Origin of the sequence: Bordetella sp. 02P26C-1 (assembly GCF_009763255.1) — a bacterium.
GTDB lineage: Bacteria > Pseudomonadota > Gammaproteobacteria > Burkholderiales > Burkholderiaceae_B > Bordetella_A.
On sequence record NZ_WSJB01000022.1, the window covers coordinates 416,268 to 435,102 of the forward strand.

Annotated in this window: 16 protein-coding genes; 7 read left to right on the plus strand and 9 right to left on the minus strand. The window is 59.5% G+C overall.

Features of this window, described 5'->3' with window-relative positions; translation table 11 throughout:
* Nucleotides 1–28 precede the first annotated feature (28 nt).
* Complete coding sequence (locus tag GOQ28_RS14545; protein WP_160356950.1) at nt 29–1,378, minus strand: mechanosensitive ion channel family protein; 1,350 nt, start codon at nt 1,376–1,378, stop codon at nt 29–31.
* A gap of 133 nt (nt 1,379–1,511) precedes the next feature.
* Between GOQ28_RS14545 and argH the strand changes: the two genes are divergently transcribed.
* Nucleotides 1,512–2,933 carry an argininosuccinate lyase gene (gene argH / locus GOQ28_RS14550; protein WP_160356951.1) on the plus strand — a complete coding sequence of 474 codons (1,422 nt, stop codon included), beginning with the start codon at nt 1,512–1,514 and terminating at the stop codon, nt 2,931–2,933.
* Between the two features lie 95 nt (nt 2,934–3,028).
* Here argH and GOQ28_RS14555 read toward each other — a convergent pair whose 3' ends face one another.
* Nucleotides 3,029–3,610, minus strand: a complete 582-nt coding sequence (locus GOQ28_RS14555; protein ID WP_160356952.1) for a nitroreductase family protein — start codon at nt 3,608–3,610, stop codon at nt 3,029–3,031.
* 80 nt (nt 3,611–3,690) lie between these two features.
* Nucleotides 3,691–4,125: a Cd(II)/Pb(II)-responsive transcriptional regulator gene (gene cadR, locus GOQ28_RS14560; RefSeq protein WP_160351401.1), complete on the minus strand. Its 435-nt coding sequence runs from the start codon at nt 4,123–4,125 to the stop codon at nt 3,691–3,693.
* 118 nt (nt 4,126–4,243) lie between these two features.
* Here cadR and GOQ28_RS14565 point away from each other — a divergent pair, with 118 nt between their 5' ends.
* Nucleotides 4,244–6,637 carry a heavy metal translocating P-type ATPase gene (locus tag GOQ28_RS14565; RefSeq protein ID WP_202109725.1) on the plus strand — a complete coding sequence of 798 codons (2,394 nt, stop codon included), beginning with the start codon at nt 4,244–4,246 and terminating at the stop codon, nt 6,635–6,637.
* 160 nt (nt 6,638–6,797) lie between these two features.
* On the opposite strand, the gene GOQ28_RS14570 is transcribed toward GOQ28_RS14565, so the two are convergent.
* Complete coding sequence (locus GOQ28_RS14570; protein ID WP_160351402.1) at nt 6,798–7,007, minus strand: cold-shock protein; 210 nt, start codon at nt 7,005–7,007, stop codon at nt 6,798–6,800.
* 661 nt (nt 7,008–7,668) lie between these two features.
* Between GOQ28_RS14570 and GOQ28_RS14575 the strand changes: the two genes are divergently transcribed.
* Nucleotides 7,669–8,613 carry a LysR family transcriptional regulator gene (locus GOQ28_RS14575; protein ID WP_160351403.1) on the plus strand — a complete coding sequence of 315 codons (945 nt, stop codon included), beginning with the start codon at nt 7,669–7,671 and terminating at the stop codon, nt 8,611–8,613.
* On the opposite strand, the gene GOQ28_RS14580 is transcribed toward GOQ28_RS14575, so the two are convergent.
* From GOQ28_RS14580 to GOQ28_RS14600, 5 genes are read right to left on the minus strand one after another with little or no spacing between them, the layout of a single operon-like run.
* Nucleotides 8,610–10,154: a M81 family metallopeptidase gene (locus GOQ28_RS14580; protein ID WP_160356953.1), complete on the minus strand. Its 1,545-nt coding sequence runs from the start codon at nt 10,152–10,154 to the stop codon at nt 8,610–8,612. The genes GOQ28_RS14575 and GOQ28_RS14580 overlap by 4 nt on opposite strands.
* A gap of 16 nt (nt 10,155–10,170) precedes the next feature.
* A complete protein-coding gene (locus tag GOQ28_RS14585) occupies nt 10,171–11,763 on the minus strand; it encodes an ABC transporter substrate-binding protein (protein ID WP_160356954.1) in 1,593 nt (530 codons plus the stop codon).
* Nucleotides 11,764–11,792: 29 nt separating this feature from the next.
* On the minus strand, nt 11,793–13,637 hold the full coding sequence (locus tag GOQ28_RS14590; RefSeq protein WP_160356955.1) for a dipeptide ABC transporter ATP-binding protein: 1,845 nt from the start codon (nt 13,635–13,637) through the stop codon (nt 11,793–11,795).
* A 2-nt stretch (nt 13,638–13,639) separates the two neighbouring features.
* Nucleotides 13,640–14,473 (minus strand): ABC transporter permease, encoded by an 834-nt coding sequence (locus tag GOQ28_RS14595; RefSeq protein WP_160351407.1) that lies wholly within the window; start codon nt 14,471–14,473, stop codon nt 13,640–13,642.
* Nucleotides 14,473–15,414 carry an ABC transporter permease gene (locus GOQ28_RS14600; RefSeq protein WP_160351408.1) on the minus strand — a complete coding sequence of 314 codons (942 nt, stop codon included), beginning with the start codon at nt 15,412–15,414 and terminating at the stop codon, nt 14,473–14,475. The genes GOQ28_RS14595 and GOQ28_RS14600 overlap by 1 nt, the downstream gene beginning before the upstream one ends.
* Nucleotides 15,415–16,052: 638 nt before the next feature.
* Between GOQ28_RS14600 and GOQ28_RS14605 the strand changes: the two genes are divergently transcribed.
* The 4 genes from GOQ28_RS14605 to GOQ28_RS14620 all read left to right on the plus strand — a co-directional run bounded on the left by GOQ28_RS14605 (nt 16,053) and on the right by GOQ28_RS14620 (nt 18,274).
* Nucleotides 16,053–17,309 carry an integrase arm-type DNA-binding domain-containing protein gene (locus tag GOQ28_RS14605; protein ID WP_160356956.1) on the plus strand — a complete coding sequence of 419 codons (1,257 nt, stop codon included), beginning with the start codon at nt 16,053–16,055 and terminating at the stop codon, nt 17,307–17,309.
* A gap of 9 nt (nt 17,310–17,318) precedes the next feature.
* A complete protein-coding gene (locus GOQ28_RS14610; RefSeq protein ID WP_160356957.1) occupies nt 17,319–17,540 on the plus strand; it encodes a hypothetical protein in 222 nt (73 codons plus the stop codon).
* Between the two features lie 69 nt (nt 17,541–17,609).
* Complete coding sequence (locus GOQ28_RS14615) at nt 17,610–17,804, plus strand: hypothetical protein (protein WP_160356958.1); 195 nt, start codon at nt 17,610–17,612, stop codon at nt 17,802–17,804.
* A 155-nt stretch (nt 17,805–17,959) separates the two neighbouring features.
* Nucleotides 17,960–18,274 (plus strand): hypothetical protein, encoded by a 315-nt coding sequence (locus GOQ28_RS14620; RefSeq protein ID WP_160356959.1) that lies wholly within the window; start codon nt 17,960–17,962, stop codon nt 18,272–18,274.
* Nucleotides 18,275–18,835: the final 561 nt, after the last annotated feature.

Genomic DNA, 18,835 nt, shown 5'->3' on the forward strand with positions numbered 1-18,835 from the left:
TCCCAGGCGGTTGACGACGAAACAAAAATTATCGCACGCCTGTATCGCCAGACGGGTCCCAGCCGACCTCGGTTTGCACAGAATCGCCATAGGCGGCCCGCTCGCGTGCCAATTCACGCTGCAAAGCGCCGGCCAGCCCCTGTCCGACCGCGCCCACATCGGCACCCGACGGCTGCTGATAAAGACGCAACCCCAGTTCTGGCAGGATAGCCAACAGATGGTCGAACACATCGCCTTGAATGCGCTCGTATTCCACCCAAGCCGTCAATGCCGCGAAACAGTACACCTCGATAGGGATCCCATCTGACTGCGGCTCCATCATCCGCACCATCATGGACATGTCCTGACGGATTTCTGGATTTTGCTTCAAATACGCCAAGGCGTAGGCCCGCAATGTTCCGATATTGGTCAAGCGGCGGCGATTGGCCGGCACCTGCGCGATGTCTTCGCCTAATTGGCTATTGGCCTGCTGTAACACCGTGGTCTTGGCCGTCAGATAATCGTGCAGCAGCCGAAACCGCATCAGCTGTTTCGCCTCGTCATCCGACAGAAACCGCACAGTCGAGGCATCCACGCGCAAGGTGCGCTTGATCCGCCGCCCCCCCGATTCAAACATCTGACGGTAATTGCGATAACTCTCGGAAAACAGTTTGTATGTGGGAACCGTGGTGACTGTGTTGTCCCAGTTCTGTACCTTCACGGTGTGCAGCGCGATATCGCGTACAAACCCGTCCGCGTTCGCCTGAGGCATCTCGATCCAGTCGCCAATGCGCAGCATATCGTTCGAGGTGAGCTGCGTACTGGCCACGAAGGACAGCAGTGTGTCCTTGAACACCAACAACAAAATCGCGGACACCGCGCCCAGACCGGAGATCATCCACAGGGGTGACCGATCCAGTAGGATGGAAAGCACCAACACCGTGCAGATCACAACAAGCATCAGCTTGCCGATCTGGATATAACCCTTGATCGAGCGCGTTTGCGCGCGCGGCGTGGCCGCATACGCGTCCTGTAACGCGTTGAGCATGCCGGCCACGGCGGTGAACACGCAGATCCACGCCGCGCCATGGGCGATGCGCCCCACAACGCTGACGACGCGGTCCATATGCGGCACCAAGCCCACGCCCATGGAAACGATGGCGAATGGAACGGCATACCAAAGGTTCTGATATGCCCGCCGGCGCCGCAGCGCATGGTCCCAGTTTTTCCGACCCGTCAGAATCAAAAGCCGGTGCGCGCAGAACAGCACAATGCGCGCGCCCACCCACTGGGCAATCAACGCGACCAGCAGCAGTATCCCAATGCCGACCAACGTTTGTGCCCACGGCGCATGGGGGACGTAATCCCCGAACTGCTCCACCAAGCGATTCCAGTCCATAAACAAGCTCTGACTCCGTCGTATTGCCGGGGCAAGATCCCCACTCGTCGCCCTGCCGGCCAATTATCTACGATGTGCGCACTGCCCAGGGGGTATCGCCACCAGTTGGCGGGGCTCTATAATCCCGGCCATCATGGCAAAAAACTCCACCTCCGATCAAAACCAGTTCGCCAATAAGGCGCAAGCCTGGTCCGCCCGGTTCTCCGAGCCGGTTTCCGATCTCGTCAAACGCTATACCGCGTCCGTCGATTTTGATAAGCGCCTGGCGCGATACGACATCCAGGGCTCGCTGGCGCACGCCGACATGCTAGCCGCGCAAGGCATCATTGCTGCCTCGGATCTATCCGATATTCAGCGCGGCATGGCGCAGATCCTGTCCGAAATCGATGCCGGCCAATTCCAATGGCTGCTCGATCTGGAAGACGTGCACCTTAATATCGAAAAGCGTCTGGTCGAGCTGGTGGGCGATGCTGGCAAGCGCCTGCACACGGGCCGCTCGCGTAACGATCAGGTGGCCACCGATATCCGCCTGTGGCTGCGCGCCGAGATCGATCACCTGATCGACTTGCTGCGCCAACTGCGCCATGCGCTGGCCACGGTCGCCCTGGAAAACGCCGGGACGATCATGCCCGGCTTTACACATTTGCAGGTGGCGCAGCCCGTGACCTTCGGTCACCACCTGTTGGCCTACGCTGAAATGTTCGGCCGCGATGCCGAGCGGCTGGCCGACTGCCGCCGTCGCGTTAACCGTCTGCCGCTGGGCGCGGCTGCGTTGGCTGGCACCTCGTATCCCATCGATCGCGAACGCGTGGCCCGTACGCTGGGCTTTGACGGCGTATGCCGTAACTCGCTCGATGCCGTTTCCGACCGCGACTTCGCCATTGAATTCTGCGCCGCTGGAGCGCTCATCATGACGCACGTATCGCGTCTGTCCGAGGAACTCGTCCTCTGGATGAGCCCGCGCGTGGGCTTTATCGATCTGGCCGACCGTTTCTGCACCGGCAGTTCGATCATGCCGCAGAAGAAAAACCCGGACGTGCCCGAGCTTGCCCGTGGCAAGACCGGCCGCGTCAATGGTCACCTGATGGCGCTGCTGACCCTGATGAAGGGCCAGCCCTTGGCCTACAACAAGGACAATCAGGAAGACAAAGAAGGCCTGTTCGACACGGTGGACACGCTGCGCGACACGCTGACGATCTTTGCCGACATGGCGGCCGGAATCAAGGTCAAGGCCGACAACATGCGTGCAGCCGCGCTGCAAGGCTTTGCCACGGCAACGGACCTGGCCGACTATCTGGTCAAACGCGGCGTGCCGTTCCGTGATGCTCACGAGGTCGTGGCGCACGCCGTGCGCGATTGCGAACAGCGCGGTTGCGATCTGGCGGATTTGTCGACGGCTGAGCTCAAGGCCTACCACGACAGCATCGGCGATGACGTGCATCAGGTGCTGACCCTGGAAGGCTCGGTGGCCGCGCGTAATCACATCGGCGGCACCGCCCCGGAACGTGTTGCGGAAGAGGCGCGTCGTGTACTCGAAGAAACGGCGCAGAGCTAAGTCGCATCCGGCGCCGGTGCCCGGCGCCGCTTGATGCTGGCCTGCAGTCAGGCTTTACACCCTGACTGCAGGTCTCGCACGATACCCCTGAACGATTACTCGCCCGTCCATTCCGTGACGAATTGCCGGAAATCGGGACGTTCCACCGGCGGAATCGCGCATCCCGGCGTACCCACCGCCAAATATCCCAAGAAACGATACTCCAGCGGATCAAAGCCCAAGGCTTCTTGCACCTCTTCGAGGTACGTCCCCATGCCGGTGCTCCAGAACGCGCCGTAGCCGAGTGCGTGGACACCGTTCAAGATGTTCATGACGGCCGCGCCCGTGGCCAGCAGCTGTTCCTGCTCCGGCACCTTGGGGTTGTCGTGATGAATCTGATGAGCCAGACCAATGAACAGCGGCACCTCGCTCATCCACTGACGCACCGATTTTTCTTTTTCGGGAGTCATGCGCGGGTCGCCGCTACGCTTGACCGCGTCGAGCGCCAAATCGGCCAGGCGGCCGATAGCCTCGCCACGGATCAACACAAAGCGCCAGGGACGCAGCTTTCCATGGTCCGGCGCGCTCATCGCGGCTTGCAGGATCTCGTCCAGCTCTTCCTGCTTTGGCGCGGGCGCACGCAGGAACTTCATCGAGCGGCGCGAGGCCAACGCATGCAAAGGGGAAACAGCAGTCATGGGCAAACCAATCTCATAAAAGTCATTCGAGAAACATTCTCATCATACTTGAGCGCCCCACTAAACCTCGCAGTTCCACCTCAGCCCAAATGGGTATGCCGCGTCGGCCGGTCATTGACCTCCATCTCCGATAGCCCATGCAGAATGCCACAGTCATCGGTATCAGCCCGTGCCGACAAACAGCGGCGACGTAGCTCCGTGAGCTGCGTCTTTAATTGAGTCAGCTCTTTGATTCGAACCTCTACGTGGGCAATATGCGCCTCGAAGAGTTCATTGATGGGTCCGCAGCCGGCTTGATGGTCGTCCGCCAACTGCAGAATGGTGCGGATTTCTTCATGCGTCATATCCAGTGCGCGGCAATTGCGAATCAAGCGCAGACGCTCCAGATGCGCCGCGCCGTAACTGCGGTAGTTGCTGAGGGTACGCTCAGGCTCGGGCAGCAGGCCTTCTTTTTCGTAATAGCGCACGGTTTCGACGGTCGTGCCGGCGGTTTTGGCTAATTCACCGATTTTCATGGCGTTCTCCTCGAATCGCTGCGCGGCATGCCGCGAAATCTGGCAAGGGGGGTTGACCCTATAGTAACTCTAGGGTGTGAAATGCGCGCATTGTCACCACATCGCGGGATTCCGTCCTATGACTCTGCTGCGTAATCAAACCGATGGCCACGCGCATACCGACCACGCCCATGGCGAGCAGAATGGCCACGATCACTCGCATCATGACCACGAGGCATTGGACGCGCATGTCCGCGAGGGGCATCACCATGAACACGCCGACGGGCATGCCTGCGCCGGGCATCACCATGGTCACGCCCACGAACATGCGGAACAGGAATGCTGCACACCCTTCCCCTCGGCTGAAAACGCCACGCTGCGCGCCGGCCCCGGCCAGCAACTGACTCGTCTGCGCATCGGGCAAATGGATTGCCCTACCGAGGAAACCTTGATCCGCAGGAAGCTGGACAAACTGTCGGGGGTTCATGAGGTGCACTTCAACCTCATGCAGCGCATCCTGACCGTTGTTCACGACGATGGCGCGTTGGACCCCGTCGTTGCGGCGATCAAATCGCTGGACATGACGCCCGAGGTGCTATCCGACAAGGACGCCGACGGCCCTGCTCCGCAGGAAGCACCTTCGTCGCGTACCGGCATTCTGCTAGCCGTGGGCGGCGTATTGGCCGCGTTGTCGGAAGCCGCGCATTTTGCCAGTTTGCCCGTCGCCATCTCGGCTGTACTCGCCGTGGCCGCCATTTTGACTTGCGGTCTGGGCACCTACCGTAAAGGCTGGATCGCCCTGCGCAATGGCAATCTGAACATTAACGCGCTGATGAGCATTGCCGTGACCGGCGCGGTGCTGATTGGCCAGTGGCCCGAGGCGGCCATGGTCATGGTGCTATTCAATATCGCCGAGCTGATCGAAGCGCGCGCCCTGGATCGCGCCCGTAACGCGGTTCGTGACCTGCTGGCGTTGACGCCCCAGACCGCGACCACACGTCAGCCCGACGGATCCTGGAAGACCGTACCGGTTTCCGAGCTGCGTATCGAGGACTGGGTCCGCGTGCGCCCCGGGGAACGCATCGCCGCCGATGGCGTTATCGCCGAGGGCACGTCCGCGATCGATCAATCGGCGATCACCGGGGAAAGTCTGCCCGTGGACAAGACGGTTGGTGACGTCGTGTACGCAGGGACGGTCAACACGACCGGCGCCTTCGACTACCGCGTCACTGCCGCTTCGGGGGACAGCACGCTGGCCCGGATTATCCATGCGGTCGAACAGGCGCAAGGCGCGCGGGCACCCACGCAACGATTCATCGACCGCTTCTCGCGGGTATATACGCCAGTGGTTGTGTTGGTGGCGGTGCTGGTGGCCGTCGTGCCGCCCCTGCTATGGGGCCAGTCATGGATGGATGCGATCTACCGCGCGCTGGCACTGTTAATCATCGCGTGCCCCTGCGCTTTGGTGATCTCCACACCAGTCACCGTAGTCAGCGGACTGACGGCCGCTGCGCGTCGCGGCATTCTGATTAAAGGCGGGATTTACCTGGAACAAGGGCGCAAGCTGACCTGGCTGGCACTCGATAAAACGGGGACATTGACGCACGGCAAACCGGTGTGCACCGACTTTACCGATGGGCTGGCTGCCGACGGCGGTTCCTCCTTGGATGACGCGTTGAACGCTCCCGCCGCGCTCCTGGCAGCCGCTTTGGCCGCACGCTCCGATCACCCGGTCTCCAAAGCCGTCGCCCAAGCGTACACTGCGGGACGGGCAAATGTCGGCCTGCCGGAGGTTCAGGACTTTGCCGCCCTGCCCGGCCGGGGCGTACGGGGTCGTGTAGATGAACAGCAGCTGCATCTAGGCAATCTGCGCTTGATGCGCGAGCTGGGCGTAGACACGCCCGCTTTAAAGGCGCAGATCGAAGGCTATGAAGCCGAGGGCAAGACCGCGATCGCGCTGACCGATGGCGCACGGATACTCGCTGTCGCTGCCGTGGCCGATACGCTGAAAGCCAGCACCCGCGAAGCCATCACCGACCTGCACCGCCTCGGCGTACGCACGCTGATGCTGACGGGCGACAACAACCGCGCGGCACGCGCCATCGCCGAACAGGCGGGGATCGACGAGGCCCACGGGGAGCTCCTGCCCGAGGACAAACAACGTGCCGTCGAAGAGAAACTGAGCGATCGTGATCAAGTCGGCATGGTGGGCGATGGCATCAACGATGCGCCAGCGCTCGCGCGCGCCGATATCGGCTTCGCCATGGGTGCCGCCGGCACGGGCACTGCCATTGAAACGGCGGATGTGGCGCTGATGGATGACGACCTGCGAAAAATCGCACAGTTCGTGGGGCTGTCGCGCGCGACTCACCGCGTCCTGATGCAGAACATCGGCCTGGCGCTAGGTATCAAAGCCGTCTTCCTGGCTTTGGCTATTACCGGCCACGCCACGCTGTGGATGGCCGTCTTCGCGGATGTGGGCGCGAGCCTGCTGGTCGTGGCCAACGGCCTGCGTTTGCTGCGCATCCGGTAACACCGACGCCAGCGTTCGGTCTATGTGCCCAGTCCGCTGAGGCGGCACAAAGCTGGCATGAGCGTATCGAGGGTCAAAACAAAAAGGCCGGCCCTCTGTTTCAGAGGAACCGACCTCGCGTGCGGTGCTGCAGACGCCCGGTTACGGGCGCGCAGACTCTTTACAGCACGGTGATTTGCGTGGCGCAGGGGCCCTTGGCGCCCTGACCAGCCACAAACGACACTCGTTGGTTTTCTTCGAGAGACTTGTGGCCGCTGCCCTGAATTTCGCTGTAGTGCGCGAAGAGATCCTTACCGCCCTGCTCCGGCATGATAAAGCCAAAGCCTTTGTCGTTGTTGAACCACTTCACGATACCGATTTCTGTCTTCAATGTAGATCCTAGTAATAGTAGAGACAACGTGCCTCTACACGCACTATGTTCTACAACCGTAGCAAAGTATATGGATGTTACTAATTAACACAACTACGAATTCCACATTTCGGACTCGTCTTAACCCCGCCACCTTGACCCGATGCCACCATGTGCCATAGATGAACGCATAGAAAGACCGGTAAAAGCTTGGTACTGACCCTGGGAAATTGCAACAAAAGGGAACCACTACCGGTTTCCTCCCACTCAATGCGGCATTGGGTGCAATCGCGTCGTGCAGCGCCCATGCTATCAGGAGACAGCATGACCACCTTGAATACCTCAGCTAACGGCCCTCACCAAAATGAGCCCTCGACGTCCGAACAGCCGGAGGACGTACATGCCCATCAAACTCAGAGTGCTCGCGACGATTCGGCATACGCGGGTGTGACGGTTTGGATCGGCAACAGGAGCATCACCCGTACGGTACCCTTGGAGCAATTCGGACAGCTGTATTCCGACCCACTCACGGCTCAGTTCGCGGACGCGAATGCAGAGCTGAGAGCCTCCCGATGGAGCGATGCTGCGCCAATGCGATGAAGCTCGCGACCGGCGGTTGATGCAGTCGAAGTAGTATTAGGCCCTGACCAATTGATCGCCCCCTGCTGTTGGCCCCGAGCTCATGCTAAACACCGCTTTACAGTATTTCTTGGAAGTCGTAGATACTGGTTCACTGACACGGGCGGCGCAGACCTTGCATGTCGCGCCCTCCGCTGTCAGCCGCATGATCCGTAAACTGGAAGAAGAACACCAGACGCTGTTGTTCGAGCGCCATGCTCGCGGCATGGTGTTGACAGAGGCAGGGCAACTGCTCAAAGCCTACGCGCGCCGTGCAACCCTGGAGTCGGAACGTGCCCGGGCAGAAATCCGTGAACTTAACAAAGTCGGGCAGAAGCTCATCCGAATTTCCGCCAACCAGGCATTCGGCCGCGAACTACTACCTCGGGTCATTGCCCGGTCACTCTCCATCGAACCCTCCCTGCGTTTTGAGCTGACCTGCCTGCAATCATTGGAGGTCAATCGCCGTGTGCGCGAGGGCGAAGACGATATCGGTGTCAGCTATAACCTTTCGCCCCCGCAAGGGGTCACGGTCCAATACGCCCGAAAAATGCCCGTCTTCGCCATCATGTCCCCTTCTCACCCCCTGGCGCAGCACAAAGTCCTGTCACTGAGCGACATAAAGGACTACCCCGTGGCGCTGATGGGGCCGGGAAGCACCATACGCTTTATGGTCGAACTCTGCTGCATGCATGAGAATATCAAGCTTAATGTGGCGCTCACCTGCAACAACCAAGAAGGCATACACACCAGCTGTATGGACGGCGGGGCGATTGGCTTTTCCAGTGACCTGACGGTCCGGGGACTCACGGAACGGGGCGAGCTTGTCGCCGTTCCGTTATCTAACCCCAGCCTGCACCAACGCAATTGCCATATTCAAACCATGGCTGACCGCCATCTGCCCGTGAGCGTGGTCCGCTTCTTGAATTTGCTGCGCGAACACATGGAGGCGGCCTATAACCATCCTGCATGGCAGATGGCCGCTATCCAAAGCGATACGAATCGCTAGGCCATCACATCTGCTGCCCACGCAGGCTCATGCCAGACGGCGTCATCATCCAATGGCCATACTGGACGCGGCAGACGCTTGAAGGCGACCTGTTTCAAATTGGGCGTCGTTAATCCGGGACTATCGACGTCATGGATGCGTTCGTTCGGGAAGAACTCATCAAATCCGGCTCGATAGTGTCCACGGCTTTTGACGATCACATGACCCGCTTGCGCGATGTCTATGCCATGCATCTCCAGGATCGCTGGCTCGGCAAGCTGACGCCGCAGGGAGCCTACCACCACAAGCATCCCTGATTCGACCAACTGCAAAAGACAGGTGGGCCCCAATGAAAACCGCCGCCCTCGCAGGATGCCGCGCCTGCCCATGCCCTCGCCGTCCGTCAGTTTCAACACTCGGGCGCGCGACGTATAGCGCCTCGAATAAGCACTTTCCTCACGGTTGAACACCGCGTCAAACTCCGCGCCGACGCCCAACGCGCCCGCTTCGGCGACCAGGAGCGGATCGACGAAAACCCCAAGGACCACATTGGGGATACGTGCCTCGTCGAAGGCCTTCAACAGCCAGGAGGTGTTGCCTCGGCCCCCGCCTCCGGGATTGTCTGCGACATCGGCGAACAACAGCGGCTCAGACGCCTCGCGCGCCAGAGCCACGGCGCGCTCAACATCGATGGTGTTGGCCACGTAACGCCACCGGTCTGACCAACCTGCACGTGCCACACGAAGCGCCGCCCGGCGTGCGGCATGCAGGTCCCCGCGTGACGTAACGGTGACAGTGACGCCGCATTTAGGCAGGTCGGAAAACACGAAGCCAGCGCAAACAGAAACGTTGGCGATGGGCCCCTCACCGCGCTTGTCGATCAAACTCGTACCCATCGTGACCATATCGGCGTAGGGACCGCTGGCTGTCGACAACGTGACCGAGGGAGGCGTCAACGGAAGCCGTATGTAGGCCGTTTCCATGCGCGTTCCGTCCAACATCTCGAGAATCAGGTCGGCTGCGTCAGCAGCACGCTCACGCTGATCGACATGCGGATTGGTTCGGTAAGCGATCATCGCGTCCAGCGCTTCTACCGTTTGCTCTGACACATTGCAGTGAAGGTCATGCGTCGCAACGATGGGCACGTCTGGCCCTACCATCTCGCGTAGACGTTGTGCCAAAACGCCTTCGGTATCGTCTACGCCATCCGCCGACGAGGCGCCATGATTGGCCACATACACGGCGTCCACTGGCATGGCGGCCCGCAGGCGCCGTTCAACCTCGGCCAGGAAAGTGGACCATACCTCCACAGAGGCAGGTCCTCCCGGCGGCGCGCCGACCACGATCAACGGCGCAGGCCGCCATGGCCCGAGCTCATCCATTCGGGCATAGAATCCCGTCACTTCACTCGGCAAACGGCTCACGCCGCGTGCCAGTTCGGTAATCACGTCACCCTCTTCCCAACATTGGGCGCGAAAGTCTTCTTCTACCGAAAGCGGAGAAAAAGCGTTGGCCTCCAGATGAAAGCCTAGTACAGCCACTTTCGGTGTATTGCTACGCATATGGACCTCCTTGTCCCTAGCTGTTGCGCACGGTGTAGAACAAGGACATCTGAGGCTGGAAGTCTTTCCATTCCTTGCGCAACGCGCTTACGGGATAGCTCGCGCCTAGCGGGATGTAGGGCACGTCCTCAAACACCTGCAACTGAATCTCGCGGCATATCTGCTTTTGCGTTTCCAAGTCCGGCGCATTAAACCAATCCAGCCGCAGTTTTTCGATGCGTTCGCTGGTCGGCCACCCGAACCAGGCTTGTTTGCCATTGCCGCGCAGCGCCAGATGACCTGCAGGATCCAGGTTATTCGGACCTGTGTTGCCCGTGAAGGCGACGCTCCAACCGCCCGCGTCAGGGGGATCCTGGTTATTGCGGCGCTGCACAGCCGTGCCCCAATCCATCGTCTGCACGTCGACGTTGAACCCCAGCCGTTTGAACAGATCGGCAGTCACCAGCGCCGCGGCATGCCAGGTGGGGAAATCCACCGGATCCAGCAGCACGACTTTTTCACCCTTATAACCGGCCGCCTTGATTGCGTCGCGAGCGCCAGCGATATCCCGCTTGCCAGTGAGCTTTTCCATGCCGGCATCGCTGTCCATGGGCGAGCCCGGCACAAAAACGCCGCATTTGTCGCTCCAGTATTCTGGAAAATCAGCGCCGTTCATGGCCGTCATGTACTCGGTTTGGTTCACCGCACTGAGTACGGCTCGGCGAATCGCAGGATTGTCGAAGGGCGCGTGCAAGTGGTTCAGACGCATGACGCCAATGGTGGGCAGACTGCGCTTGACCAGATGGATGTTGGGGTCCGCCGTCAGAATGGGCAGAAAATCGTTGTCGACCATCTCGACACCATCGACTTCGCCCGCCTGCAGCGCGGCAATCGCCGTGGCTCGATCAGGAATGATGTGCCAATGGACTTCGTTCACGTGTGCCACCTTGGGCCCCGCTGTGAACTCCGGCTTGCGATCATCCTCGCGTGGTACATAGCCAGCGAATTTTTCGTAGACCACGCGCGAGCCAGACATCCATTTTTCGGGCACGAACTTGAAGGGGCCGCTCCCCACCACCTCCTTGATGGCTGCCGTTTCGGACGTTTGCGCCAAACGCTCCGGCATGATGCAAGCCATATTGCCCGATTGACGTCCGAGCGCATTCAGAATGAGGGGAAAGGGTTTGCTCAGCTTGAATTCGATCGTCTTGTCGTCCAACGCCTTCAACGATTCCGTCGACTGCATCAAGGACCTTCCCATCAGATCTTTCTTGGCCCAACGCAGGATACTGGCTACGGCATCCTGCGCACGAACCGGTGATCCATCGTGAAACACCAAGCCGTCACGCAGCGTAAGCCGCCATAGCAAACCGTCGTTCTCGCTGACGTGACTGGCCACCATTTGCGGGCTGGGCTGGTAGTCGTTGTCCAGGCCATACAAGGTGTCGAAGACCAATTGGCCATGCTGTTGTGTGACTGCTGCCGTCGTGAACACCGGGTCCAGCAAGGTCAGGTCCGCTTGCGGCACCCACCGGAAAATGGGCTTGCCCGATTGTGCGAATGACATACCAGGCATTGCCCACGCAAACGCCGAGGCCGAAGAGGCCAAGAGGAAACTTCTACGATCCATTTCGATCTCCAGAACAAAAGGACAAACGCTCAGTACGCACCGCCAATACGGTGCCTCGCAACAAAATGACCTTCGCCGACCTGTACAAGGGGCAGCACCTCGGGCTCGTCGCCCACGGCACGCACCGGGCTCGGCAACTCGGTTAATTCCAGGCTGCCGCCGCGACGTGCGCCAGGATCGGCGATAGGCACCGCCTGCATCAGCTTGCGGGTATACGCATGCTGAGGATTCTCGAATATGGCCTGACGGGGGCCGATCTCGACGATCTGGCCCAAATACATGACGGCAACGCGATGGCTGATGCGTTCCACCACAGCCATGTCATGGGAGATAAACAGCAGGCTGATCCCGAGGTCGCGCTGCAGATCAATGAGCAGATTCACAATCTGCGCCTGGATAGAGACATCCAATGCGGACACGGATTCGTCAGCAATCAATACCTTAGGGTTCACCGACAATGCGCGAGCGATACAAATGCGCTGCCGTTGGCCACCCGAGAATTCGTGCGGCCAGCGGCGTAGCATCGACGCATCCAGCCCCACCCGCTCGAACAGCTCGGCCGCGCGACGGTCTGCCTCGGCCCCATGGTATAGGCCCTGGATGATCATCGGCTCTTTCACGCAATCGCCCACACGCATGCGCGGATTCAAGGACGCAAAAGGATCCTGGAATACGAACTGCATATGTCGGCGTAGCAGCCGCAGCCCAGCGGCATCGTCGGGATTGACTGCTCTGCCCTCAAAAACAATCGTGCCTCGCGTGGTTTTGGCCAAACGCAATAACGACCGACCGGTGGATGTTTTGCCGCAACCTGACTCACCCACCAATGCCAGCGTCTCACCCGCGTGCAGATCGAAGCTCACCTGTTCCACAGCATGAACGCGTTTCTTGACGCGTGCGAACATCCCGCCCCGCACGTCGAACCTAGTCGTGAGGTCGCGCACACTTAGCACGACGTCTGGTTTGGCCGCCACTGCAGGCGGCGGCTCTTTCTGTTCGGTATCCGACAACAGCGGAAACCGCGCGGGCAAGGTGGTTCCTCGCATCGCGCCCAGACGCGGCACCGCAGCCATCAGCGCTTTCGTATAAGGATGCTTTGGGGCCTTGAACAAGCCATGGACATCATTGTTCTCGACCACATCCCCCTTGCGCATCACCATCACCCTGTCGGCGACTTCCGCGACAACGCCCATATCGTGGGTAATAAAAATGACCCCCATGTCCATTTCGTGCTGCAACTCACGAATAAGCTGCAGGATCTGCGCCTGAATCGTGACGTCCAGCGCGGTAGTGGGTTCATCCGCGATCAACAAGGTGGGCTTGCATGACAATGCCATGGCGATCATGACGCGTTGGCGCATGCCCCCAGACAACTCATGGGGATAGCGGCCCAACATGGCGCTGGCACCTGGGATTCGAACCTGATCCAAAATCCGGATGGCTTGCGCACGAGCCGTCGCCACATCGCCTGGCTGATGCAGTCGTATGGCTTCTATGATCTGCGCCCCTACCGTGAACACGGGATTCAACGAGGTCATGGGCTCCTGGAAAATCATGCCAAGATCATTGCCCCGCATGGCCCGCATACTGTCTTCCGACGCAGCCACGATATCCACGGCCTCGCCCGAAGCACGATGAAGCGTTATGCGACCGCTTTCGATGCGCCCGCCACCAAACTCCACCAAGCGCATCACTGCCAAGGACGTGACCGACTTTCCGGAGCCGGATTCGCCCACGATAGCCAAGGTTTCGCCACGATCCACGTGCAAGTCGAGCGACTTAACGGCGCGGAAGGTGTTTTCGCCAGAGCCGAAGGCGACCGACAAGCCCTCGACTTCGAGGACGCGTCGGTTTTTTGAGGTACGTGCATCCATCGTCAAATCCTTTTGGCCATGCGCGGATCGACCGCGTCACGCAGTCCGTCGCCCAGCATGTTGATAGCGAGGATCGTGATTGAAAGGAATATCGCTGGGAAAGCGATCAAGTGCGGCTTGATCTGCCACAGCGCACGGCCCTCAGCCATGATGTTGCCCCACGAAGGAAGCGAAGGCGGGACGCCCGCGCCAATAAACGACAGACTGGCTTCAGCCAAAATAGCCACGCCGCAGATATAGGTCGCCTGCACCATCAACGCCGCCAAGGTGTTCGGAAAGATATGGCGCGACACGATACGCAGCCGGCTCGCTCCGGCGGCTACCGCAGCCTCTACGTAAGGCTGCTCACGCAACGACAGCACCAATCCCCGCACTAACCGTACGACACGCGGGACTTCCGCGATCGTGATCGCGATGATCACGTTCTGCAACGACGCGCGGGTGAGCGCGATCAAGGCAATCGCCAACAGAATGGTAGGGATGGACATGAGTCCGTCCATGATCCGCATCACCACGGCATCGACCCACCGTACGAATCCCGCTGCCAAGCCAATGACGACACCAATCAAAGTTGATAGCGCCGCGACCGTGAATCCGACGAACAACGATATGCGCGCGCCATAGATCACGCGAGAGTACACATCACGCCCCAGCAAATCGGTGCCGAACCAGAACTGTGCACTGGGCGCCCTGGTGCGATGAATGGGTGATAGCGCCGTGGGATCTACCGTCGCCAGATAAGGCGCAAAAATCGCGATGAAAAAGAGCCCTAATAGCAGCAGACCACCAACGGCTGTGGTCGGATGCCGCTTCAAGAAACCGATTAACGTATTCATTAGTACTTGATCCTCGGATCGAAGGCGCGATACAGCAGGTCGACCAGCAGGTTGACCAATACGTACATAAAACTGAAGAGCAAAATGACGCCCTGGATGATCGGGTAGTCGCGCCGCAGAATAGCGTCGACCACCAGTCGCCCCAGCCCTGGGATAGAAAACACGGTTTCGATCACCACCGTGCCGCTGATCAATAACGCCACCCCACTGCCGATAACCGTGACGATGGGGACGGCGGCATTCTTCAATGCATGGCGAAAGAGCAGCCCGCGATTGTTCACCCCTTTCGCACGAGCGGTGCGAACATAGTCTTGGCTCAAGGTTTCCAACAGCGTGGCGCGCGTGATTCGAGTGATCAAAGCGACATAAACACTACCTAACGCTAACGCCGGTAAGACCAAAGTGTGTATGGAGGCCCAGAATCCTTGCGATAGCGGAACATAGCCCTGCACAGGGAACCATCGCAGCTGCAGTCCGAAATACCAGGCCAGCAAGTAACCCACGGCAAACGAAGGCACGGAGAAACTGAACACTGCCAGGACCATGATGGTGCGATCCTGCAGGCGGTTGTGCTTCCATGCCGCCAAGGCGCCGATCGGAATAGCGATGACAACGGAAACGATCAAGGTCATCACCATCAGCGAGAACGTCGGCGCAAGCCGCTGGCTGATCATGTGTTGCACCGGCTGACCGGTGAACAAGGAGACGCCCAAATCTCCGTGCAGCACGTTCCAGCTCCAGACGCCAAAGCGTTGCATGAACGGTTGATCTAAGCCCAATGTGGCTCGGATGCGCAGAATGTCTTCTGGCGTCGCATCTTCTCCCGCCAGCAAGGCAGCAGGGTCACCTGGTGCCAAGTCCAGCAAGCCGAACACAAATAGCGCAACGACCAGCATGACCGGAAAAGTCATCAGAAGCCGTCGCAATGCGTACGAAAGCATTGTTTTCCTTTTTTCTAGTCGAGGCGCGGCAGAAGAACCTCCTGACGGCCACCCGAATTGCCCTACCACCCGACGTGGAGCGAGTCGCCAGGTATTCTAGGTAGGCGAAGAGCGTTCAATCCATATCAATATTTCTCAGACATCGTTGCCTTTATTGGAAGCCTGCCGCAAAGCGTTAACCTGATTGGTTTTGGGGCCGGGCGACGCCTTGCAGGCCTAGGGAATTCCCCGACTCTGCGACGACGCAAAGGACGCTGGCTAACTTCGTTTTTTGGCTTAGGCGGGGTTCCTGGCCTGAGACCGAGAATGATTCTGTCTTGCGGGGTATCATCCCCTCTTCACTTGGTCCACCGTATCCATGACGGAGCGGCGTCTGGCCATCGAGTCGCCCGTCGACCCACTGCGTCAGACATCACGCCAATTCGCGGATAAAAGAAGAATGCACGAATGAAGTTAGCCACCTGCAAGCTTAATAGGGGTGCTTTGCTGTTTCCTTACGATCCAAGACCTGCCCGCTAGCCCGCGTAAATGCGGGCTTTTTGTTTCCTGGCGATTCTTGTAGTACCTTGCAAGCGACAGGTAAATGAGTAGCTAGATGAGTAGCTAGAGTGGCTAGCTACTCATTTTGGGAGAGATGTGTGGCCAAGCGTGGCAAGAATCTATTGGATGACCTCCAGCTCCGCCGCTGGATAAGCGCCGGCGAAAAGCTCGCGCGCAGCGACGGCGATGGCCTTACCTTCACCCTGTCGGCCGCGGGTACGGCAACGTGGGTGCTGCGTTACCGCAAAGGTGGTCCGCAGAAAGAGGTGACGATAGGAAATTACCCAGATATCTCGTTAGCCGCCGCAAGGAAGGCTGCGCGAGAACTGCGCGCCGCCATCGACCGAGGCCAAGATCCGGCAGTGGAGAAAAAGCGCGCCCGGGCCCGAGACCAGAAGATCACGACGGTTCGCCAGCTGGCGGAGGATTTCAGGCTTAAGAAACTGACTGGCCTCGCCCCCGCCACGGTGCGGTACCGCAACTGGGATTTGGATAAGATAGTGATACCGAAGCTGGGCGCCCTGCCCGTCGAAGACGTAGCGGCGTCAGATGTGGTGCACGCGCTCCTTGGTGCCAAGCGTTCTTGGACGATCACCAAGCGGGTGTTGACGACGGCGCGGCAATTATTTGCGCACGCATGCGGCCTTCGTCTGGTCAACGTTAACCCTGCGGACGGCGTGGATCTGGTCGCGCTCATGGGGCCGCGTCCGCCGATCAAGCGTCGGGTGATGCTAACTGAGCAGGAATTGCGGACCGTGCTGACGAATGTAGAGGACTTGGGGACCGAAAATGCGCTAGCCCTGCGTATCCTGTTTGCCACCTGCGTGCGTTCTGTCGAACTGGCGAAGGCTCGATGGGAGCATGTCGATCTGGAGCGCGGAACATGGTGGGTGCCCGAGGAAAATGTAAAGGTGCGTAGGGGCTTTACTGTGCCCTTGACGCCAACTGTAGCTGAGTGGTTCCGGCAGTTGAAGGTGCTCGCCGGCACGTCGCAGTGGGTCCTGCCCGCGCGCCAGGAGCGCCGCCGGCGCAACCTTGGCGGAGACGCCCCCGTCGGGTCGACGACCTTATGGGCTGCGATCCAACGTGCATTCGCCCGAGGCGATCTGGACGTCCGCCGGTTCACCCCGCACGACACCCGGAGCACAGCGAAAGGTCACATGCGAAACCTGGGCGTCAGCAATGAGATATCGGAACTCGCGCTGAACCACAAGCTCAAGGGGATGGAGGCAATCTATGACGTCCGTGACGATATCCCCGAGCGACGGTCGGCGCTGGAACATTGGGCCGCATTCCTCGAAAGCTGCTCTTCAGGCAAGGAGTGGAACGTGACACCGCTGCGGGCGGCGTCGTAGACCGAATCCATGGAAGAATACAATGGAATCCTCGCCCGCGTGCCCGGCCAATTCGTGGCCCAAGCCTCACATACCCTACCCCCGCCCGAGCTAGCCGAGGATGGCGAGCACGCGGTGGAAATCGAGGCTGGCCACGCCGGGCGCGTCCGGATCTATTACAAGCGGCAGCGGGCTAAGCATGGCAAGCATAGCCACTGGTTTTGGGTGGCAGTCAGGGCAATTGCTGTGTGATCCCTCTTGTGCGTATGATCTGACCAAGCGCCGCTGCAAGCTCAACCACTTACACACAGAGAGACATCGATGGACACGACCGTACTCGACATGATCGCTGAGAATATGGATGGTGGAAGCGCGCGCGTGGGCCTCGACCAGCTACTCGCCATCTTTGGCCCAAACTATGAAAAGACGGCCCAAGATTGGGCGTTGACGCACAACATGCGCTTCCAGTTCTACGCTGGGAAATCCGGCTACGCCGTACTGACGACTGAAAATTAGGCCATACCGGCGCCCAATCAGGACGTGAGTTTCTGCTCCCGGCTCGAAACACCCCCACGGCTGAATGGGGGTGCGTCGATACTGCATCCGCCCCCGCCCCAAGTGAAAGTCGCTTACACCAAGCCAGCAGGTGAAATCCTGGTTATCATTTCGCCATGGCGATTTACCCTATCCCCGAATACCTTCAAGACAGCCACGATGGTGCCGAGTGGGCCGTGGCTTCCATACTCGAGGACCGGGTAGTCGCACTCCTGTACCTCACGGACATTGCACCGGAGCTTGGCGACCATGTGAACGAGCCGTCGGCAGAGTTCATGATCGAGCAATGGGCGCGCAAGGCAACAGGGGACCTACAGCAGCTGCAGCTACTCGGCGCGGTCAGGGTGGGAGTGGTTACAACGGGTGGATTCGAAGAAAGGTGGCCACTTGCCGCGTGGGCGCCAGGGCCGGGATCCCAATGGCTACACTGATGGCACCGATACGTGGCAGAACAATACATAGCCACACGCGCGGAGTAGACACTATCGCAGTCAATCTTGTGTGGTTTTAAGGGGTGCGGTAACCGCGTCGCCAATTATCTAGCATCACCTCGTCGGCATCCTCGGCCGTCCGCGACCCCTCGTACTCGCGAGCAGCCACCCACGTCTCAGGGCAGGCGCCCAAAACAAGATTAGGTGCAGACCAGAGGGAGTCCATCCTCCCTAATATGCATTTAGCCACAAGTCCGTCGAAGTACATTCGAACACATGGAGCTGGAGCCATCTCCCCCGCTTCTGTAGGAATCATAAGTTCTTCAACAAAGGGAGTTCGATTTAGTCGAACGCCTCTCTTCACGATCTGGTCGAGTATTATCGGAAAATCGAACGCTTCCCCAGGATCGGATGCCAGAACGCGAGACCGCAGATCCTCAGTTATAAAGGGTGGCAAATTGACATCTGCAAACTCGGGGCGATCTGAAGCCGCCGCGCGCCATACGACACTGATAAAAAACAGGCGGAGTTCATTTGCGCTCCCGACCGCTATTCTCCGAT